Below are 20,864 nucleotides of genomic sequence, written 5' to 3' on the forward strand. Positions count from 1 at the left end.
TAGACACTCCTGAGCCATAATATCGGACCCAAGGAGAACTTATGAGTGGCAAGCGGTACACAGAAGAATTCAAGATAGCAGCAGTCAAGCAGGTATCCCACCGTGGGCACCCAGCGAGCGAAGTAGCAGAGCGGCTCGGGGTAAGCATCCACAGCCTGTATGCCTGGACGAAGCGCTATGGCGTGCCTGAGGCAGAGCGCAAGGCTGTCGATGCCCAGTCTGACGAGATGCGGCGCTTGAAGGCTGAACTCAAACGCGTCACGGAGGAGCGTGACATATTGAAAAAAGCCGCGGTGTACTTTGCCAAGACGTCCGGGTAAGGTACACCTTAATTGCAGAGTTACAGGGCCAGTTCCCGGTGCGCCGGCTGTGCAAGGTGCTCGAAGTGCATCCCAGCGGCTTCTATGCCTGGCGCCTCAATCCTGAAAGCCGCCGCGCTAAAGAAGACAAGCGTCTGCTCGTGCCAATCAAGGAGTCATGGTTGGAAAGCGGCAGCGTGTACGGCTACCGCAAAGTGAGCGATGACTTGCGCGAGCTCGGTGAGCAATGCGGCATCAATCGCGTTCACCGCCTCATGAGGTCGGCCGGTATTCGTTCGCAAACCGGTTATGCCAAGCGCAAATACAAACGCGGCGGCGCGCCTTCGCTGGTGGCCCCTAATCATCTACAGCGCCAGTTCAACGTCGAAGAACCGAATCGAGTCTGGGTAACGGATATCACGTATATCCGTACCTACGAAGGTTGGCTCTATCTGGCCGTGGTGCTGGACCTGTTTTCGCGGCAGGTAGTTGGTTGGTCGATGAGTTCGCGCATCGATCGAGAGGTGGCGATGAACGCGCTCCTGATGGCTGTCTGGCGCCGGCAGCCCAAGAATACGGTGATGGTGCATTCCGATCAGGGCAGCCAGTTCAGCAGCTACGACTGGCGCGACTTCTTGGACGAGCACAACCTGCATCAGAGCATGAGCCGACGCGGGAATTGTCATGACAACGCCGTCGCCGAAAGCTTCTTTCAGCTCTTGAAACGGGAACGAATTAGACGAAAGACATACGGCACCAGGGATGAAGCAAAGCAGGATGTCTTCGATTACATCGAGATGTTTTACAATCCAAAGCGTCGGCACAGCTTCAGCAATGACTTGTCGCCGGTCGAATATGAAAAGCAGTATTTCCAGCGGCTTGCGAGTGTCTAGAAAACTCGTGGCGATTCAATCAAGACCTATGTGTACTTCCACCACGGCTCAAAAAAAGATATAGAAAATCTCTACAGCCCACACCTTGATCGGCTTCATGACGAGTCACGAAGAAATGTAGAGGACTACAAGACCAAGAAAATAGATTTCGATGTCTACGAAAAAAAACGTGAATGGATTGAGCGGGGCAAGCACCGGTTTGAGCGAGATGTATCCTTTTTCCTTCACAGGGACAATCTCGCTAAAATCACTTTTCCCATCAAGGAGAAGGAACGCATTTTTGACGAATCCGTTTACAATGAATTCAAGAGGCTACTTAATCCTCCTTACCATTATGCATCGGAAGGAAAACCGCCAAGCTACTCCGATAAGCAAGGCAGACTAATACTGAGTGCAGTGAAGGCACGTAGCAAGATTTGTGGCCTTGCAGGATCGGGAAAAACGGTCGTTCTCGCTGGCAGAGCCGTCAATGCTCACAAGCGTCATGGCGGCAGAGTCTTAATATTGACCTTCAATATTACGCTGGGTAGCTATATCCATGACAAGATCAGTGCGGTTCGAGAGGACTTCCCTTGGTCAGCTTTTGACATTAGCAACTACCACAGGTTTATCACTATTGCACTGAACAATTCGGGGATTGAAATTGAAATTCCAGAGCCCCTTCAGTATGACGGCAATGATCCTATCACTGCACGCCGAATCGCTGGGGAGCGTGATCGCTATCTGGAATCAACCTACTATAGTAATCTAGCCCTATTTGACGGCGAAGAAGTCAAAACCATGTATGACACAATCTTGATTGATGAAATTCAGGATTACAAGCCAGAGTGGATCAAGATTATCCGTTCATACTTCCTTGAAGAAGAGGGAGAAATGCTTCTTTTCGGTGATGAGAAGCAAAACATCTATAAGCGTGCATTGGACGGAGAACGTCGATCAAAGGTCGTGGAAGGATTTGGCTCATGGGTTAAGCTGACAAAAAGCTTCCGCTATACGAACGACTCACCCATTATCCCCCTAGTAGACTCATTTCAGAAAGCCTTTCTTCTCCAAGATTATGAAATTGATTCGGATGAGTCATTTCAGCTAAGTCTAACCAACGTAGGAATTCAAGCTTATAACACGTTTGACAGAAGAAATTTGACCCCGCTTGCCGGGCAAATTATCGAGATAGCCAAAGAGAACAAGCTTCACCCCAATGATATTTCTATCATTTCCTCTCAAGAAATTGTCTTGCGGGAACTCGATCATGTTCTGCGAACTTCAGAAACGCATAGGGAGCGGACTCTATGCGCATTCCCTTCTCTTGAAGTGACACAGCACCCAAAATACTCCAAGAATTATCAGGAGATCAGTGCCGCGAAGAAGAAAGGATTCAATCTCAATAGCGGCGTGATGAAGCTAAGTTCCACTCATAGCTTCAAGGGATTTGAGTCTCCGCTTATCTTTTTGCTGGTGAACAATAGGGATAGTCCAGAAATGGTGTTTACAGGGCTCACTCGTGCGAAGGAGAACTTGGTGGTATTTCTGGAAGAAAACAGCCCTTACTTTGATTTCTTCAGAAAACACCTTAACAAGCTTGAATTCAGCCAAGTAAAAAGTGCTGCTTCAGGTCCTGCTTTAGAACCAACACCGATTGGGTATTGAAAATATGGATGAGAAAAAAATTGCAGAGCTTCGAAAATTTATCAGCACTATTACAGATCCCAAGATCAGTGCCTTCATTGATTTGAAGAAGCTCTACCAATCTGGTATCTACAACCTCGCGGTTCAGATGGCTACGGAACATGCTGCCAAACACCATGACTTCAGCTATCTAGAAAAAATCCTGGCTCTGCTTGACGACAGCACTCACGCCAGCGGTTTCATTACCTCTCTTCGTCCGAGTCTCAACTTCGTTGTTACGGATACGAAGCCAAGAAAGTTCAAGAAGGCCACCCCAGAACAAGTGGCCAAGGCAGCGACACAAGCTCAGAACAAACCTGTTGTAACCAAAGCAGTTGCAACAAAGCCTGTCAAGAAGGTAGTGAAGGACAAGGTCAGCCATGACCTCATGGACTCACGGCTCATGCTGGCTGGTAGCTATGGCATGGGCAGAAGAAGGTAAAGTCCTGCTGATCATGATTCTTGGCAAATGAGAACTCGGTAAGTCGTGTTGGAAGTCTTGTAAGCTTCTTCCCATAACCGTCTACCTTTAAAAGAACGCATACTCCAAATTAATTTCGGTCACTTTTTTGATAGAAATTATTTTTGGGGCATGTGTAACGATGGGTAATCGCGAAGGTCGCCCGAACTATCCGGCCGATTTCAGCGGTACCGTGTCAGCATGGCATGCACACTTGGCATCTCGGTGTCACGCTGGCTTGTCAGCACATCATCAACGCTAATATGTTGTTCAGATGGTGCCGCAAGCTGCGCGCCGGCTAGTTGGAGTCTACCAGCCGGCACTGCTGCCGGTGATGATGAAGAGTGCAGCGAGGCCGTTACCAACAGGGTATATGGCTAGCCACTGGCATGATTGAGGTCGTCACTGGCGATGTCATTGTGCGTGTCCATGTCGAGCTCGACGCCAAGTTGGTCCAACTTTTCCTGCACAGCCTGCGTCCATGATCGGCCTACTGGCGGATACCTTTGGCAAGGCCATATTGTGAGATCTAGCCGTAAGTACTTCATATTAGGTCTGAAGCCATCTCGCAATGGGGGAGGACGAACTGGATGTCTCTTTCTGAGCCAGTTCACCTGGTGCTGGCACAGGCTTTGCCGTTTCGCGAACTTGGGTTGCGCTCACAGCCGCGACCAGGCGGGGCGCTCCGGAAGTGCTTGTAGTAGCCAACGTCGTTTCCTCCCGCCCACTTCGGGACCTCAGCCATGTCGAGATGGCATGGATCTGCTGCTCGACGTCACCTGCTGGATGACCTATCTCCGCGATGTATCGCTCCAAAGCCAGGCGCACGAGCTTGCCTCGTTCGCGCACTGGCGTCATCGCCAGCAGCGTGTGGACGTCCGGAGCCTCCTGAAAAGTCAGGCTGATGCGAACCGTGATCTCGGTACCGATTTTCGGCGGCTTATCCATTTGTGTCGACATGGCAGATCCCTGGATCAGGACTGCAGCAATGACAACAGGCCGAGGCGGCAGAAGCCTTCCGCGACCATCATCCGCGGTTCGTCGCTGGTGACAGCATTGGGATATCGTTGTTTAAGTCCATCAAGAAGCATTTCAGCACCTCCACCACCAATGATGATGCCGTCCAATACGGCCGCTTTTTGGCCAAATACGCGGTTGGCTTCATCCATGACGACGGCTTCGAAGCCTGCTTTCGCCTGATTGAGTAAGCGAGAGACGTCGACGCGCTGCCCGAAGTGTTTGATGCTTCCGCTGCGTACTGCCGCATCGACCACGTCCAGTGATGTTGGCAGCTTGGCCTGCGCCAGTGCGCTGGACATGCCGTCGTAGACCAGATGCATGCCTGCGCACGATATGGCCGCGTACTCCATCATGGAGCCGCGATCGCACAGCGCGAAGTCGGTTGTGTAGTGGCCGATTTCGATGACGCCCCAGGCCTCGCTGTCGAGATCTCGCTGCGGGTGGAGACAACCGTTATTCTGGATCGAGAGCCACTGCAGCGGTGCATCCGCCTGGCTCTGCACCATCACCCTGAGCGTCTGGCCGGGCAGTAGGCGTGGGGTCAGCAAAGCCACGATGCGGTCGCGCAGCGTGTCGCGCTGCGACCCGACGAACTTGGCCGGTAAGCCCATCACCAGATGCACCCTTGCGGAGGGATTGCCGAACGCCTGCATAGCCTTGCGCCATGCTCCCAGCACCAGTGCATCGTGCTGGGGACTCTCGATCCAATCTGCATTTTGTCCCGTGTACACTTCCGAGCGGCCTTGCCGCAACGCGGTATCGCCGAAGAAGTACCTGCGCCCATCCACCTCGACAGTCTCGAGCTCAGCTTTTTGTCGCGTCTGCTCGTTCGTCAGCGTGATCGCGGGGATCACGACAGTGGGAATCTGAAACGAATGACGCTCGTCTGGCGATGCCAGCGAGGCTGCGCGTATTTTGAACATTGAGTGGCCGCCATCGATTGCGATTGAGATGTTTTCCATTTAGAACTCCAAGTGTCGGTGAAAGATTTAATGTAAAGCGCAAGCCGGCGTGCGCAAGTCAGGTTTCCCCCGTGACCAGACGATGCAACCGGAACCAGGAAGCAGTCCGTGTCGAATATCGAGGTTCGAAAATGCGCCGTCATTAGCTATCACCAGGTGCGGAAATCCAGACAAGCGGCCCTGCAAACAATGTTTCTTGACATGCTAGCCACGCTTGGATAAAGTACCCAGCGTCGGCCTTCGGCATTTTTATAAATTAATTTTCAAGTTGTTCTGTCCACAGAGAGAGAACAGCTTTCCGCAACGCCAGGCTTTTGGCATCGTTCGCTTTCATCCGATCGCGAGCACTCATCACCATCAAAAAATCAGCTCTTATCTGGTCTAGTCTTGTCTGCAAGGCACTACAGGCAGGTACAGAGTGATCCCCAAAACGTGTCGTCATCGGCTTTTCAGCGCAATGGCAGGGAAAACTCGATCACAGATCGTCGTTCCTGCTTGAGTCGTTAGGGCGGACGGCCACGCTATAGCTATATCTCCATTCGCTCTTCGCTCCGAAGAGCACCAGCCTCCAATACTTCAACTGCAAACATCGTGATCGGGCTAGTCACCCCTCAGGCCGCATGTGCGTCAAGCACGGCGCTTAAGAACGTCACGCCAGCTCTCACTGGTCTTTCCATAACTGGAGGCGCGCACCCTCAAAGCCCGGACCTGTTCCGGGAGTGCGTAGCGAGAAACTGCTCAATGTTCAGTTCTCTTCCCAGGAAGAGACACCGAGTACCGCAAGGGCTCGGCGCATCGGTGGTTGGCAGTAAGGCCCGCTGATGCGAAACCGGTTTATTTAAGACGGGAGCCTTACCCCCGCCCCGCTGCGCTTCCGCATCTGGTGATAAGAGGTATCGATGGTTCTTGTGGAGGAAATATGTGGCAGCAAAAAGTGAACGACATCATGAAATTGGCAGGCACATGCCGGGTCAATGGCAAGGTGGCGTCCGAACGCACCCAGACACTGACGAAAGACGTTTTATATGCATCAATTCGTCGGTTGCATGAACTCGGCTACAAGATTCAGGATCCGAAGAACCTCGGCGAACGGCACATTGAAGTGCTCGTCAAGCACTGGTGGTATTGCCAGCGAAAGAAAGCCAAAACCGTCCAGAACGACCTGTCCCGATTACGCGTTTTCTGCGCCATGCTCGGCAAGCCAGGCATGGTCGGCGCCGTCCAGAAATATCTGCCGGATGTAGATCCTGAATTGTTGAAAGTGCGTTCGGCCGCACGAACCACGAAGTCCTGGTCCGGACATGGCATTGATTTGGTCGAGACGTTCCGCAAGGTTGACGAGCGCGACCCGTGCCTCGGTCTGATGTTACGCCTCGAGTTGGGCTTTGGACTGCGGCGCGAAGAGGTCTTGAAATGCAATCCACACGTTCAGGATTACGGCCATTACCTTCAGGTTTTTCCGGGGATGGGTAAAGGCGGTCGTTGGCGAAATATTCCCATCGTTTCAAACGCGCAGCGCGATTTGCTCGACTACGTCAAAGCACGCGTGTCGAAAAATAAAGCGCTTGGGTGGGAGTATTCCCGGTCGGGCCAGATAGCCAGTCTGGAGCAGAACATCCGCCGCTACGAGAACTTGATGACGTCGTTCGGCTTCACCAAAGCCGATGCCGGCATAACAGGACATGGTTTGCGCGCGCAATTTGCCGAGAACCATGCGTTGCTGCTCGGGATGATCCCAGCCACGATGGGTGGAGACGCAGGACAGCTGGATGGCGCCGATAGCGGCGTCGTGAAGGCGAAGGTGGCGCAAGCATTGGGACACAACCGGCAGTCCGTGACAAGCGCGTACATCGGTTCCTTCGACTCGTCCTCAGCACTTTTTCCGGACAGCGATCAAGGGATCGTGACGATTCAGAAAGCACTTCGGATTCTTGACGCTGTTGCACTGCCCGAAGTTCCCGCCGCGCGGCTGGAGGACTGTCGGTTTATTCAGGAAATGATGGCTCGCATTGGCCTGCTCTTGACTGCAGACCAGGCACATATGTTGTTTGCGAAGCATGCCCGGCGTCACGGGGTGGAATGGATGTCTCCAGGGCTGGAGACTCCTCTGGCGCTACGCATCAGCGCTGAAGCGATGTTGAACGATTTTTTGTTGTGTTAATAGGAGAAGTAGAGTGAATGCCAATCGAGATATGGTAGTGAATAAAGCGGCGCTGAACTTGTTGATCAGCGCGTGTCCTGTACAGCTTGGGATGCCAGCAAAGCTCACACGAGAGCTTGTGCATGGCAAATATTCTATTTTCACTGCCAAGCAGGTATGCAGTTTATCCAAAGATGGATGGGGACTCAGCATGCTTGACGAGTACCTTGATAAGCAGGGGTATGTTTTTCCTTGGGGGACGCTGAGCGAGGAGTCGAACCCGAGTGATCCCGATGATGACAAGAGTCCCCCGATGTTGCGTTTTGAGTTCATGCCAACGGAACTCTTGTTGGCGTTCCCGCAAAGCGCGCAACTGGAAGACCTTTTCATGTGGCTGTACTACAACCATCCGTACTATGATGCCAAGTTTCCCTGTGATGAGGGAAATGAGCACTGGTCAGTCATTTCGTTTTACAGTGAAGATGGCTGTGGAGAAGCCCTCAGGTCCTGGCTTGCCAAGGTGTTCATTCCACTCATCTGGCATGATCTGCTGGGCGAGGCAACACGGATTGTTCAAGAGAAGATCAAGGCAGCTGTCGCACACTCCCCGGATGGCTCGTTTCATGACCTCCTTGTCGAACACGATCGGTGCCAGTTGTACATTGATCCGGTTGAGCTGCAGTTCGAGGCGTGTGCGCTTTTAAAGGAGGGCTAATGGAATAGCTGGCCAGAAGATGCTGCTGATTTTCCTCATGTTTTACCGAGGTTAAAATACTGGCCGTTTTTCGCGTTAGTGCCCGGTGCGCGGCCGCGCCGTCTGCGAGGTATCCGGTCAGGCTGGCGGCATCCGTTGAAGGGCGGCTGCGGCATCAAGCAGGCCGCCCAGAATTTTGTCGGCCACCTTTTCCGAAAACCCCACAGGCAGTTCGCTGCGGACCTTGTCTACAATTGCGGGTGTGCGGGCAATGAAATCGAGCAGGAGCGGTTCGGCGTCCGCGCCATAGCCGACCGCTTTTGCAGTGCTGTTGAAGTGTCGCCGCTGTATGCCATGCGCGAGGTAGTGCCGGTTGCTTCCGAGTAGCGCCATCGCCATCTTGAGCTTGCGTTCGGCCCACTGGTTGGGTCCAGGGCCGATCACAGGATAGCCGGACATCACATCATAGATGGGCGTCAGCTTGAACCGGCCGGCACCGGCCAGGAGCTGGATACTGAAGTTCTTGGCGTGGCCATCGGGTGCGCGCAGCATCCAGAATAGAAGTTGAGAGGCCATCAGCGTGTGCATGTCGGCAGCGCTCTGCTGCGATTGCTGCAGCAGGGTAAACATCTGTTTTAACCCCGGCCCACCGTCATTTTCGTATTTCAGCAGCGGTGATGTTCCCGTTGCCTGGCAAAAATCCTCCTGAACCAGCCGGAATAGCTGCTTGCCATCGCTTGATCGCACGCGGTCAAAACGCTCGACGACGAGCACCCGTTGTGCGCCGAACGTCGCAATCTCGGCATTTGCCGTCGGCAGCCCGTACTCCTTGAACAGCCGCAGGCATAGCCACTCGTTATCGACCGACGTGCTGAAGTCGGCTCTTTTTCCGCCTACCATCCCGATCGGAAGCTTGAAGATGTGCGTTGTGGGCGTAGCGCCACGCGGCTTCATCCATTTCCCATCCCACCACAAGAAGGCGTCTTTCTCTTGCGCGCCAGCCAGCGAAATGCGGAAATCATCGTCGGCATCATCTGTGGCGCCGTGCCGCTCTGAGCTAACCACTTCGAGCAGGTGCCGTTCGATGTCTTCCTCGTCAAGGGCGATGCCATCGACCTGGGCCAGTCCTTCCGGTTTGCCGCCTTCGGGCAGCAGCTGCAAGGCGCCGACGCAGTCCCGGCCGATAGCCGCGAGAAGGTCAAACGGTTCGAGAGAGCCTGTCTTGAACCGGGTCGCAACGCGTTTGCGAATGATGTCACTGTCCGGCAGCAAGCCCTCAAAGTAGTTTGCAACACTGGCACCCTTGAGCGGTTCATTGCGCAGATTGAACGGCAGCGACAGCGAGATTGGGCGCCCCAGCCTTGAGCTTTGCCAGGACACATCGTACTGGAGCTCGGAGTCGCCGTTGGCCTTGACCGTCCAGCGTCCTACATAGTCGCCATTTGCCCAAAGATGGAGCGTCTGGCTGTGTGAGCGGCGGCCCATGGCTACCACTCGGCCGAATTGCTTGCGGCGGACGTATCGCGCTCGCCCAACTGCAGCTCCAGCTCGAGTGCGGAGCACCAGCTGAGTAACTGCTTGACGCTGATTTCGTCAGGATGGCTCTCCAGGTAGGAGATGCGATTCTGGCTCAAGCCGACACGCGTGCCTACAGTCGCCTGAGTGATCTTGTGCCGTTTGCGGGTCGATGCGAGCAACTGGCCGAGCTGCGACGCCGTGAGGAGACGGTGGGTGGTGGGCGAGAAGGACATGTGTGGTATCCGTTATTCAGATATATCAATATTATCTGAAATGCAGATAAAGTCAAGATATCTGGATAACGGATGTATAAGAAATAGCTGAGGGACAGATAAAGCGGGGAAGAGATAACGCACAGTTGGCCGGAAGATGCTGCAGATTCTCCTCGTGTTTCACCGAGGCATGTGAGGTACCAAGGCCGACTATCACGTGACGGTCGGCCTTGGCTGTTCAATCAGTCGTAGAAAATGTATTCAGTCTGATCCGGTTGGAGTTTCAGCAGAAGCCTGGTGTACCTTGCCTGAAGAATCGAGGCGCTGATCGACACCACAAAGAATAGTGCAGTAATCGCAAGAATGTCCACCCAGGAGTCGTTGAAGAATATCGCGATCAGCATGATGACCGAGAGGAAGCCGAAAACCCGACACACAATTGTGAGGAGCATTTTCACTAACGGATAGAAATAAAGTAACAAGTAGAAAGCGCTACTTCTCATTGATCACCTTCCTTCTCGTCCTTTGTTTTTGATCGTCTGAAACGAGAAATCACGGCTGTGGCCAGGCGGCGAATCAGGCGTGTCATTATGGTGAACGGTTCGAAAAAAAGGCGGATGTCGTCGATCGCTACTTTTTTAATATGCTCAATAAGTTTGTTCATTTTTTTGTCTTCATGATGTTCAGGGTGAAACCACTATGTCCGGCCTTCGCCAACCTCGTTCATGGCTTGGCGTGCTCATCCTAGGCGAGTTGTGAGCGAACGGATCCTTCAGACAAATGGATTACTACGGACTGAGGAAATTGCGCTTCGAATGCCTACCACGACACCCTCAGACTGGATTGCCTTTGCCACCTCCTGGACGTAGGCTCGATATTCCAGGCTCAACAAGGTGAGAGTGTGGTGGCGTGAGTGGAAGCAAAACATAATCTTCTCGAGCGAAGCTTTGGGCCTGAAATGCTGGTGAACCCAACGATTGATGTTCCACCACAGGACCCTGCCGTCGCCTTTGCCATTGAGGTAGGCCTTAACGGATCGGCGATCTTCTTTCGCCCAGTCGGTAGTAAAAATGGTCTGGTTAGTGACTTTATCGGTACTCATCAAATAACTCCCTTTGTGGGGTTGGTTGAGCGGCATATGTGACCGCGACAAGAGTTATCGTAAGTCCCGTTCGTTCCTGCGCAAGTCGAGATCTAAGAGCAGTTCTCGTTCAAACACTGCAATATCGTCCTCGTCAATGGGAAGGTCGTCACAGGTGTGTTCATGAAGTAGTGCTATGACCTCAAGATCATTGCATAGCGTTTTGGCGTCGCGTAGCCTGATGGACGAACCGGTGTGACACAGCATCGTGAAAGCAAGCGGATGCGGTTCGATCAGGCGAACATTGGCTCAGTTAACTTGAATCTATCGAGGGAAAAATAGCAGCGCTTTACCGGTCCAGTGAATGTATGTACTGGCTTGCTACATGCCCATAGGTAACCCGCATTCGAAGGGGATGGAGGGAATCTTCGTGGATAAGTTCAAACGCGCCTAAGTAGGCCTAATGGAACTGTGCATTGTCCAGGCCGATCCTCGATCAATTACCATATGCTTTCACGAATTTCAATGATATCGATACGTACTCGACTTTAAAATTAAAATCACCTACATATTCAAGAAGGATCTGGAGCATTGTGTTCAGAAAAACAGTGTTAGCTCGATCATTCGTTGTTTGAAATTATGCGAAGCAAGAGCATGAAGATTCGTAATAAGTAAGGTCCATCCCTTAATTTTTTTTAATCTTCGTTCATCACCACATAGTTTCGATCTTCAACGTGCGATCGGCGCAACATGTAGCGAGAAGGCGAGTATTTTTTATAGGTGTAGGTGCTCTAAAGTAAGATAGAATATGCCAAAAACTGATATTTAAGACATAAAATATGATAAAAGCGATACAGGAGATTTTAAGAAAAACACCAAAATTGATGGCTAAAAATTTGGCCGAAAAATTGAAGTCGGATAAAACTGCCATAAATAAAATTCTTTACGCCAATAATAAATTATTCATTGTTAATTCAAAATTTCAATGGTCTTTAGTAGATGATAAAGAGTTAGTTATTGAGTTTCAAGAATGTTTATGGATGTCTGCTGAAATTTTTGAGGAATCTATTTCTGGATTGGAAATATTGGACGGAAATAATTCCGATATAAAATTTGTTCTTTCAAAAGATTGTAAGATATTATTGGAGGCACTAGCAAGGTTGTTGGCTCTTTGTAATCAACTTAACTCATTAGGGAAAAAAGTTATTATAGACTTCAATAATTGTAAAAAAACCGTTAGTTATTTTAATCGCATTGGTTTTTTTGATAAGTTAGATAAGGAAATTAATATTCAACCTTATCGACCGAAAAGTTCAAAAGCGGAGGCTTATGCGGGAAATAATAATAATGTCGTAGAACTAAGATCTATTGATCCGATTAACCCTGATAGAACAATTCCTGAGAGTCTCAAGAATAGTTTTGAATCATGTGCTGGACCAAACTACTCTCAAGCTGCATTCACCATCTTGTCTGAATTGTTCGGGAATGTGCAGGAGCATTCGAATTTACAAGTGTCAGGTTTTGCCGGATTGCAAAATTACTCTGGAAAATTTCCGCACATTCAAACAGTAATTTCTGACAGTGGTCTCGGCATCGTCGGTACCTTAATGCCTGTACTTGGTAAGAAATATCCTAAATTATTAGAGAAAATAAATTCTTCTAAGATTGATGCTAGAGTTGCATTGTTGCAAGAAGTATTCTCGCTTGGTGGTTTTAGTAAATCTGATGACGACGGCCGGGGACTAGGTTTGAAGGTTTCTGCCGGAATTGCCAATAAATTCAAAGCAAAAATATCAGTGCGACAAGAAACTTTTGAGCTAAAAATAAATTATGTTGATGGGGAAATTAAATTTTCTCATTCTCTAAATTTATCCAGAATTCTTGGCACTCACATCTGTTTTGATTTTTTGCTTGACTCTTCTCTAAAATCTCGTTAAATTAATAAGATGAACCAGAATCCTAAGATGATAGAACTCCGTGAGTTCACCGCTGATGCTCACCCTTTTGGAAACATTGAGGGTAAAGAAGTTTTTCGCAAGTTGGTAGAGTTGGTTGAAGCTGAGTATCGCTATGAAATCTTCGGTGTGTCTTTGAGTGGGATCGAAGCTACAGATGCTTCATTCCCAAGAGAGAGCGTGATCGCTGTTGCTAAACAATTTAGACAGCAGAAGGGGTTTTTCCTAACTGATCTGACTAACCGTGACCTGATCGACAACTGGAACTACGCTGCTCAGGCGAAGGAACAGCCATTGGTTATCTGGAAAGATGATCAATTTGAAATCATTGGTGCGGAGCTAAACGCGGCTGCCCGCCAGCTTTTGGAGTATGTTCTTATCCAACGATCTGTTCTGGCCTCACAAACCGCTTCCGACCTTGGGCTCTCAGTTCAAAATGCCAGCACTAGGCTGAAAAATTTGGTTAGCCAAGGTTATATCTTGCGGGTAGAGGACGTTGCCGACACTGGCGGCATAGAGTTCAAATATCAAGCAATCAGATAATCTCATTAAACAGCTTGCTTTAATCAGAATTCTCAGGGTAAGATGTAGCTAACTCATCGGGCAATAGTGTACCTGATGTTAAACAGCTTCATTGAAGCAGAAAGATTTTATGTCTACTCACCCTTCCCAAAATGGTCGCTACGAGATTTCTGTATGCGGTTTGGATCTGATGCTGCGTCCAGTGCTCATTTATGATGAGACGCCTACCGGCATGCAAATTGCCGAAGTCGCCGGCTTTGCTCCCACCCCGCAGATCACCGTCCTGCAATGGCTGGCGCATGGCCTGGAGGACATCCGTCCAACTGAGACAGTGAGCATCCGCGGCGAGATGAATCGCTTCATAGTTGCAGAGAGCGATGGCTCGTGGCGCATGATCATCGACGGTATTCGCTACGACTGGCCTGCATCCCGCATTCCGGTTTCTGTCGTCCGCACTCTGGCCGCTGTCCCGGCTAACAAGGGTATCTTCTTGGTCGACCCTGATCGCGGCGAAGTGCTCCTGAGCGAAGGTACGGAGCTGGACTTGTCCCCGCGAGGTTCCGAAAATCTGGTTACACGTTTGCCGACCTGGAAGTTGAACGTCCAAGGTGTGACGTTGACCATCGACACCCCTGTGATTAAGGTGCGCAAAGCTCTGGAATTAGCCGGCGTGAGCACCGATCAGGGCTGGCACATCTACCTTATTGTAGAAGGCCACAATAAACGCGAAATGGGCCTCGACGATGACATCGACCTGACCACACCGGGTATCGAAAAATTGCGTCTGACCCCCAAAGACGTTGACAACGGTGAGGCGGCGTCTTCGGTCGTTCGCCAGTTTCGACTGCTGCCAGCAGACGAAACCTATCTCGATAGCGCCTACCCTGGTTGGCAAGCAATCGTTGAAAACGCGCGCCAATGGCTCCTGTTACCAGAGTACAAAATGCCCGCCGGCTACACGCAAAATGTCGTCAGCTTAGCGATCGAAGTTCCGCCCACTTACCCGATGGCGCAGATCGACATGTTCTACTTGTTCCCGGCAGGTCTGTTGTCGACGGGCGTTCCGATTCCGGCAACGGAAGCTAGCGAGATGATCCAGGGTAAACAGCACCAGCGCTGGTCTCGCCACCGTAGTGGCCGTTCTGTGTGGCGTCCTGGCGTTGACAACGTAATGACGCACATCGCACTGGTCGAGTCCGCGTTGATGAAAGAGGTTCAGTAATGATGCCGGCATCGACATTGGTGCTCACGAAGGAGCAGCACGAGCAACTTCATCATCATCTCTTTCCTGGTGATGGGCTTGAAGCCGCAGCAGTCTTGCTTTGCGCTCGGGGGGCTGGGCCAAGGCTCCGCCTACTCGTGCGGGACATTATGCTTGTGTCATACGGCGACTGTGTTCGCGAGGCTGACTTTTTGCGCTGGCCAGGCATGGCGATAGAAAACGCCATCGACGCTGCCGCGCCGGATGATCTTAGCTTGATCCTTTTGCACTCGCACCCCGGCGGCTATTTTGAGTTCTCGCTGCAGGACGATCGCAGTGATCAGCTGACCATTCCGTGCATTTTTCAGGCCTTCGGATCGCTTCATGGTACCGCCATTATGCTGCCTGGCGGTGAGATGCTCGCTAGGGCTTACCGTTCGGACATGAAGCCACAAAAGCTTGAACTTGTAACGATGGCTGCAGATGATATCAATCTGTGGTGGTCGGACGGTGCCTTTTTCAAGCGCCCCATGGCGTTTGGTGCCGAGTCGCGCGGCGAGATGAATCGTCTGACCGCAGCGATCATCGGTGCGTCTGGTACTGGGTCCATTTGTACGGAACAGGTTGCACGCTTAGGATTTGGCCGGATAGTTACGGTCGACTACGACAAGGTCGAAACAAAGAACTTGAACCGAATCCTGAACGCACGTACAGCAGACGTGGGCGAATATAAGGTCGAGGTACTCGCAAGGGCTGTTGCTAGTCATCGCGGCGGCAGTGTTTCGGTGCCGGTTCCAACGACCATCCTGGATCGCGAAGCAGTGCAACAGGTAAGTCAGGCAGACGTGATTTTTTGCTGTGTCGACTCTAAAGAAGGACGGCAGATCGTGGATCTGATTGGCTCGGCCTTTCTGATCCCGATTTTCGATGTCGGCGTATGTATTCCAACGCGTCGCGCTGGCAAAGACTTAGCTATCTTAGACGTATGCGCCAGGGTCGATTATGTACGTCCAGGTGGCCCGACACTCGCGGACAGAGGTGTTTATACCCAGGCAGGTCTGCGTGCCGAATACCTGAAGCGTACCGCGCCCGAGAAGTATCGCCAGGAAATATTGGACGGCTACATCAAGGGATCCGCGGAAGAAGCGCCGTCGGTCATCTCGTTAAATATGCGAGCTGCATCGGACCTTATGTTGGAATTCATTGCTCGAGTTTATCCTTTCAGACACGATTCCAACGGTAAGTATGCGCGCCGCCAACTTAGTTTTGCTGCGGGGGAGGAGGAGTACATCACGGAGGCTGCGTTTGATGTTGGCGATAATCCGTTGCTGGCGCGAGGTGCGCAGGAGCCGCTTATCGGATTGCCATTCTTGTCGTGCACCGAACCGCTAGTAGCGTAATGAAGGCACATGAAATGTTAAAAGTATTGTGGCAACGACTGAAGGCTGCATACGAGGACCGATGGCTCGTTAGAAGTCTGGAGGTCGCCGAGGGCGATTTTTTGCCCACTAAAATGCCAAAACGAAATCTGGTGCTTGTCCGAGACGGAAAAGAAGAGTGGAGCGTTGGTTTTACTTGTCCATGTGGTTGTCAGCGAACCATCGAGTTACTGCTGATCCCGGATGCAAATCCCCATTGGAAAATTACGGTCGACCATAAAAGACGGCCTACGTTAACACCATCGGTGTGGCTTCAAGGAGGGTGCCGGTCGCATTTTTGGGTTCGTAAAGGCAAGATCATCTGGTGCGATTAGTCAGTCTCTCAGCGGTGTATTCTTCTGCTTGGAATGGTATCGACACTTTGGCTTGATTTAATAATATTGAAACGTACGTTTTAGCATAGGTTGACGGTCACGCTCAGATCGACCGCATTGCGGTGATCAAGTAATTTCGGGCACAACTATATTCGTTGAGCAGGTTGCGGATTGGCGCGAGGTCTGCCAACAGGCCAACGCGGCGCCCGGGGAGCTGAGCCGGGAATTTCGTGAGCAAAGCAAGAGCGACTGCAAAGAGATCAGTCAGTTGAAGAAGGATTTGCAGCGTACTGCCAAGCTGAACGGCATTGATCCCGAAGCTTGGTTGCGTCAAGTGCTGACGCACATCGCCGATCATCTCGTCAACCGGGTTGATGAATTTTTTCCTTGGAACTGCAACTTACCAGCAACTCTCTAAGATGACGCCGCTTCCCAGCGGTGTGAGGCCATCATCGATCGAATTGCCACAGCACTCAAGACGGCGCTGAGCGGACGCTTACTGTGTTCCCAAAAAGGCGCCAATGCGGCGAACCCGCGCTACAATTGCACCGCCTGACATGGGGTACTTTCTACATCCTCTCAAAAAGGACGATTTATATGATTATCCAATCTATCAACGAAGCCAAAATCGCCGCCCGTGGCGATTACCGCATAATCAGGCGTAATGGCGCAGTAGTTGCCTTCGACCCTGCCAAGATCGCAAGAGCAATGAATAAAGCGTATATGGCAGTGGCAGAGTCTTATAAGGTGGAGCGAAGCCCCGCCTTCGTTGTTGCCGCGTCTGTTCCGCTTGATGAGGGTTCTGACACATCTGGCGCGTCACCAGGAGCAGGAGGCGAGTCTGGCGGGGATGGAGATGATGACGGCGACGGCGACGGCGACGGGCCCCGACGTTCTCGCTACGCTTCTCCTCGCCCCAAAGTTCGCAATACCCCGGCTGTACAACGCCTTCCAAGCAGTAAACCCACACAAGTCACGTCTATAAGCACCCCACACCGGGATGCACTGATCGCGCTCGTCTTCTTAACCAGCGTAGTGAATCGCCACGAGTTTTCTAGACACTCGCAAGCCGCTGGAAATACTGCTTTTCATATTCGACCGGCGACAAGTCATTGCTGAAGCTGTGCCGACGCTTTGGATTGTAAAACATCTCGATGTAATCGAAGACATCCTGCTTTGCTTCATCCCTGGTGCCGTATGTCTTTCGTCTAATTCGTTCCCGTTTCAAGAGCTGAAAGAAGCTTTCGGCGACGGCGTTGTCATGACAATTCCCGCGTCGGCTCATGCTCTGATGCAGGTTGTGCTCGTCCAAGAAGTCGCGCCAGTCGTAGCTGCTGAACTGGCTGCCCTGATCGGAATGCACCATCACCGTATTCTTGGGCTGCCGGCGCCAGACAGCCATCAGGAGCGCGTTCATCGCCACCTCTCGATCGATGCGCGAACTCATCGACCAACCAACTACCTGCCGCGAAAACAGGTCCAGCACCACGGCCAGATAGAGCCAACCTTCGTAGGTACGGATATACGTGATATCCGTTACCCAGACTCGATTCGGTTCTTCGACGTTGAACTGGCGCTGTAGATGATTAGGGGCCACCAGCGAAGGCGCGCCGCCGCGTTTGTATTTGCGCTTGGCATAACCGGTTTGCGAACGAATACCGGCCGACCTCATGAGGCGGTGAACGCGATTGATGCCGCATTGCTCACCGAGCTCGCGCAAGTCATCGCTCACTTTGCGGTAGCCGTACACGCTGCCGCTTTCCAACCATGACTCCTTGATTGGCACGAGCAGACGCTTGTCTTCTTTAGCGCGGCGGCTTTCAGGATTGAGGCGCCAGGCATAGAAGCCGCTGGGATGCACTTCGAGCACCTTGCACAGCCGGCGCACCGGGAACTGGCCCTGTAACTCTGCAATTAAGGTGTACCTTACCCGGACGTCTTGGCAAAGTACACCGCGGCTTTTTTCAATATGTCACGCTCCTCCGTGACGCGTTTGAGTTCAGCCTTCAAGCGCCGCATCTCGTCAGACTGGGCATCGACAGCCTTGCGCTCTGCCTCAGGCACGCCATAGCGCTTCGTCCAGGCATACAGGCTGTGGATGCTTACCCCGAGCCGCTCTGCTACTTCGCTCGCTGGGTGCCCACGGTGGGATACCTGCTTGACTGCTGCTATCTTGAATTCTTCTGTGTACCGCTTGCCACTCATAAGTTCTCCTTGGGTCCGATATTATGGCTCAGGAGTGTCTACAATTGTCGTGGCGATTCAGTAGTGCTGTTGACGAGTGTTGCTCTCGCAATGCTGGATTTTCCTAAGCTCTCGGCCAGTGTCATAGCAAGCCTAACCGGATTGCCATCGCTGGCAGCAAAGTTCATACGACCTAAGTAATTATTTCTGACTATTTCTGGTCCCGGGCAATGCTGCCTGGGGTCCGGCGTGCCTTGGAGGGCTATTGCCTAACCCAACTCATCGTCCTAAATTCATCCAGGTCATCTTCAAAATCTGTCGCACCAATTTCAATCAACCGCGCCGTCAATGGTGAGAAGGCGGCGTCTTCTGCTCGACCTTCTTTGTATATTTGTGACAGCCTTGATAGGGTTCATGATCAGTACGTACTGCACATCAATAGCTGCGGCGACGGCGCCGTCGAGATTGATAACTCGGCGGCCGAGCGTGCTTTGCGTGGCCATTGGTCGTCGCAACTATCTGTTTGCCGGCACCGACAGCGGCGGCGAGCGGCCGCTGCGATCTAATCGCTGACCTGGGCAAGATCAGTCCGACCGTTATCCTCCCATCACATTAATCATCATCGCGTATCCGTTTAGATACATGACAGCCTTGTAATTGAAGTGGCAGGTCTACCGATGCGAAATTTTCCATGAATCAATATTTCTTGACACATTAAAATTTTTGATGGTATTGTTCATAGCATAGGCCGCTATGCGGCATTGCTTGTCAGCAGTTTAGGCTGCACTCCCAAAAATCTTCTGGCACTTGGTATGGCTCCGACTCTCTATGAGTTGTCCTTCCATTTGTTGGCTCTGTCTCCACACGGCTTCACAAGCCTATTCAAATCTTTGTTTGGGGTACACGCGTTCTTTTTGCCGTGCGTATCCTCCTTCCTCTGCGTCGACAGTTTTTTCGTCTGACGCTACGCCGCTATACCTTCCCTAACTTCTTGCCTCTGTCTGAAGCATGCCGTGTACTGCTCCACGGCTTGTTTCGCCTGTGCATGTACAAAGGTTTACCCGAGTACGACCGGGTTGAAGGGTGCGTCCCCTTCTAGTCGTACAGAGCTTCCGTCAAATCTTAGTTATGTCTGTATTACTAGAGAAGGAAAGCATGTCCTATACCCCAGCCCAAATAGCCGATCTTGCCGTTACGCTTACGCAAGAAAACTTGGACCAGATCAAAGCTAAGTCAGCAAAATATAGATTACCTTGGAAAGACGGCTGCCAAGAATTCAGTCTCATCACCCTGGAAAAATGTAATGAGTTTGACCCAGCGAAGGGTACGCTATGTCAGTTCATTTTCGGGCATTGGAAAAAGCGAATGCGGCGACAATTTGGCGCTCATACGTTCGCAGTCTCCTACGACAGTGACGATATTATCGGCGCCCAAGCACGCACATTGATTGAAAAAAGGACTGTACCGGCTGCCGACGATAGCGAAGAAAAAACGTTCGCGTGGGACGAGACGACCTTGGCCAAGATGCTGGCGGTGGCACGCTATTTAAGTGGCAAATCTACCACTGACCTCGCGCAGATTTTAGGAGTTACAACACGTCGCGTACGTCAGATGCTGCAGCAAATACGCGAAACGGGAACCATCCCGAAACGACTTCAATTTTGCCTCGAGTTGGATTGCTGTAGCTGATCAAAAGCGCCTATTCTCGTCATCACAAAAGTTTTTCGCCGGTTCAGGGCAGTCTAGTGACCGACCGGAGAATGAGCCAACCCGAATGGATGGGGCGGCGTTTGCAGTCCCACCTCCGAATATGGAAAACGGTTTTTGCGCCAGCAATAAGCTATTTTTTGTAGGTAGTGTGAAGCAGAGGGGCGGAAGAGAGTTGTGCCCGACTCTGAAAGCCGAGTGGGGTGGGGGCGAGCGGGGAGAAGCATTTGCGTATTGACTGCGCGTCATGGGCGGCGTCGATACAGAACAGTATTCTTGGGCTGGGGCAGTGCCCCGGCGTTGTCGGACATGTGCCGGACAATGTGGCGCTGACCATTGAAGGTTCGCCTGTTGTACGGCGCTTAAATTTCGAGGCGATGGATGGATCAGCAACAACCGCAAGCAGTACAACACCATATGGAAGGTTCTCAATCCTGTCTGGGCTTCATGCCGCTTGACCTGGAGCGGCGGACGCATGTCGATACCGCATGTGCTGCTTACCACTTGGGGAGAAAACCGCAGACATTGCGGGTATGGGCGTCCACTGAAAATGGGCCTCTGCGGCCGGTTCGTGTGAACGGCCGCCTGGCCTGGCCGG

At 51.7% G+C, this 20,864-nt stretch carries 19 protein-coding genes and 2 pseudogenes; 13 read left to right on the top strand and 8 right to left on the bottom strand.

The genetic code is table 11. From position 1 onward, the window contains the following. The first annotated feature begins 41 nt into the window (after positions 1 to 41). The 3 genes from JAB4_RS02705 (at position 42) to JAB4_RS02715 (ending at position 3,299) form a co-directional block, all read left to right on the top strand. A protein-coding gene (locus JAB4_RS02705; RefSeq protein WP_139143955.1) for an IS3 family transposase occupies positions 42 to 1,192 on the top strand; the annotation gives its coding sequence in 2 pieces (ribosomal slippage) (positions 42 to 288 and positions 288 to 1,192; 1,152 coding nt in all). 30 nt (positions 1,193 to 1,222) lie between these two features. Continuing rightward, on the top strand, positions 1,223 to 2,839 hold the full coding sequence (locus JAB4_RS02710; RefSeq protein ID WP_070308600.1) for a UvrD-helicase domain-containing protein: 1,617 nt from the start codon (positions 1,223 to 1,225) through the stop codon (positions 2,837 to 2,839). Positions 2,840 to 2,843: 4 nt separating this feature from the next. Continuing rightward, positions 2,844 to 3,299 (top strand): hypothetical protein, encoded by a 456-nt coding sequence (locus JAB4_RS02715; RefSeq protein ID WP_070219087.1) that lies wholly within the window; start codon positions 2,844 to 2,846, stop codon positions 3,297 to 3,299. Positions 3,300 to 3,866: 567 nt separating this feature from the next. Here the strand turns inward: JAB4_RS02715 and JAB4_RS02720 are convergent. From JAB4_RS02720 to JAB4_RS02730, 3 genes are all read right to left on the bottom strand, one after another. Further along, a complete protein-coding gene (locus tag JAB4_RS02720; protein ID WP_139143937.1) occupies positions 3,867 to 4,277 on the bottom strand; it encodes a hypothetical protein in 411 nt (136 codons plus the stop codon). Positions 4,278 to 4,291: 14 nt separating this feature from the next. Then, positions 4,292 to 5,299: a ParM/StbA family protein gene (locus tag JAB4_RS02725; protein WP_070219089.1), complete on the bottom strand. Its 1,008-nt coding sequence runs from the start codon at positions 5,297 to 5,299 to the stop codon at positions 4,292 to 4,294. 256 nt (positions 5,300 to 5,555) lie between these two features. Beyond that, positions 5,556 to 5,741 (bottom strand): hypothetical protein, encoded by a 186-nt coding sequence (locus tag JAB4_RS02730; RefSeq protein ID WP_139143936.1) that lies wholly within the window; start codon positions 5,739 to 5,741, stop codon positions 5,556 to 5,558. A gap of 477 nt (positions 5,742 to 6,218) precedes the next feature. Between JAB4_RS02730 and JAB4_RS02735 the strand changes: the two genes are divergently transcribed. Together JAB4_RS02735 and JAB4_RS02740 are read left to right on the top strand one after the other, a co-directional pair. Continuing rightward, positions 6,219 to 7,460 (top strand): site-specific integrase, encoded by a 1,242-nt coding sequence (locus tag JAB4_RS02735; protein WP_070219090.1) that lies wholly within the window; start codon positions 6,219 to 6,221, stop codon positions 7,458 to 7,460. A 13-nt stretch (positions 7,461 to 7,473) separates the two neighbouring features. After that, positions 7,474 to 8,154 (top strand): hypothetical protein, encoded by a 681-nt coding sequence (locus tag JAB4_RS02740; protein WP_139143935.1) that lies wholly within the window; start codon positions 7,474 to 7,476, stop codon positions 8,152 to 8,154. Positions 8,155 to 8,271: 117 nt separating this feature from the next. On the opposite strand, the gene JAB4_RS02745 is transcribed toward JAB4_RS02740, so the two are convergent. The 4 genes from JAB4_RS02745 to JAB4_RS02760 form a co-directional block, all read right to left on the bottom strand. Continuing rightward, positions 8,272 to 9,618, bottom strand: coding sequence for a type II toxin-antitoxin system HipA family toxin (locus tag JAB4_RS02745; RefSeq protein WP_070219092.1), 1,347 nt, complete (start codon positions 9,616 to 9,618; stop codon positions 8,272 to 8,274). 2 nt (positions 9,619 to 9,620) lie between these two features. After that, positions 9,621 to 9,884, bottom strand: a complete 264-nt coding sequence (locus tag JAB4_RS02750; RefSeq protein WP_070219093.1) for a helix-turn-helix domain-containing protein — start codon at positions 9,882 to 9,884, stop codon at positions 9,621 to 9,623. A gap of 478 nt (positions 9,885 to 10,362) precedes the next feature. Continuing rightward, positions 10,363 to 10,527, bottom strand: coding sequence for a hypothetical protein (locus JAB4_RS02755; protein WP_175444847.1), 165 nt, complete (start codon positions 10,525 to 10,527; stop codon positions 10,363 to 10,365). A 108-nt stretch (positions 10,528 to 10,635) separates the two neighbouring features. Beyond that, on the bottom strand, positions 10,636 to 10,965 hold the full coding sequence (locus JAB4_RS02760) for a hypothetical protein (RefSeq protein WP_070219095.1): 330 nt from the start codon (positions 10,963 to 10,965) through the stop codon (positions 10,636 to 10,638). Between the two features lie 818 nt (positions 10,966 to 11,783). On the opposite strand from JAB4_RS02760, the gene JAB4_RS02765 reads away from it, so the two are divergent. The 6 genes and pseudogenes from JAB4_RS02765 to JAB4_RS02785 form a co-directional block, all read left to right on the top strand. Then, the gene (locus tag JAB4_RS02765) at positions 11,784 to 12,881 is read left to right on the top strand and encodes a hypothetical protein (protein WP_071650163.1); all 1,098 of its coding nucleotides are present in this window, start codon (positions 11,784 to 11,786) and stop codon (positions 12,879 to 12,881) included. Between the two features lie 27 nt (positions 12,882 to 12,908). Continuing rightward, complete coding sequence (locus JAB4_RS02770) at positions 12,909 to 13,442, top strand: helix-turn-helix domain-containing protein (protein WP_227742086.1); 534 nt, start codon at positions 12,909 to 12,911, stop codon at positions 13,440 to 13,442. Between the two features lie 109 nt (positions 13,443 to 13,551). Then, positions 13,552 to 14,643 carry a multiubiquitin domain-containing protein gene (locus JAB4_RS02775; protein ID WP_070219097.1) on the top strand — a complete coding sequence of 364 codons (1,092 nt, stop codon included), beginning with the start codon at positions 13,552 to 13,554 and terminating at the stop codon, positions 14,641 to 14,643. Then, a complete protein-coding gene (locus JAB4_RS02780; protein ID WP_070219098.1) occupies positions 14,643 to 16,022 on the top strand; it encodes a ThiF family adenylyltransferase in 1,380 nt (459 codons plus the stop codon). Before JAB4_RS02775 ends, JAB4_RS02780 begins: the two co-directional genes overlap by 1 nt. 113 nt (positions 16,023 to 16,135) lie before the next feature. Beyond that, on the top strand, positions 16,136 to 16,375 hold the full coding sequence (locus JAB4_RS30575; protein WP_227742161.1) for a DUF6527 family protein: 240 nt from the start codon (positions 16,136 to 16,138) through the stop codon (positions 16,373 to 16,375). Positions 16,376 to 16,664: 289 nt separating this feature from the next. Then, positions 16,665 to 16,793 (top strand): annotated as a pseudogene (locus JAB4_RS02785) (transposase domain-containing protein); the annotation flags it as partial. 636 nt (positions 16,794 to 17,429) lie between these two features. On the opposite strand, the gene JAB4_RS02790 reads toward JAB4_RS02785, so the two are convergent. After that, a protein-coding gene (locus tag JAB4_RS02790; protein ID WP_139143955.1) for an IS3 family transposase occupies positions 17,430 to 18,580 on the bottom strand; the annotation gives its coding sequence in 2 pieces (ribosomal slippage) (positions 17,430 to 18,334 and positions 18,334 to 18,580; 1,152 coding nt in all). 422 nt (positions 18,581 to 19,002) lie between these two features. Here JAB4_RS02790 and JAB4_RS02795 point away from each other — a divergent pair. Together JAB4_RS02795 and JAB4_RS02800 are read left to right on the top strand one after the other, a co-directional pair. Next, positions 19,003 to 19,111 (top strand): annotated as a pseudogene (locus tag JAB4_RS02795) (transposase); the annotation flags it as partial. A gap of 603 nt (positions 19,112 to 19,714) precedes the next feature. Further along, positions 19,715 to 20,248, top strand: coding sequence for a helix-turn-helix domain-containing protein (locus tag JAB4_RS02800; protein ID WP_070223746.1), 534 nt, complete (start codon positions 19,715 to 19,717; stop codon positions 20,246 to 20,248). Positions 20,249 to 20,864 lie beyond the last annotated feature (616 nt).

Origin of the sequence: Janthinobacterium sp. HH102 (genome assembly GCF_001758625.2) — a bacterium.
Taxonomy (GTDB): Bacteria; Pseudomonadota; Gammaproteobacteria; order Burkholderiales; family Burkholderiaceae_D; genus Janthinobacterium.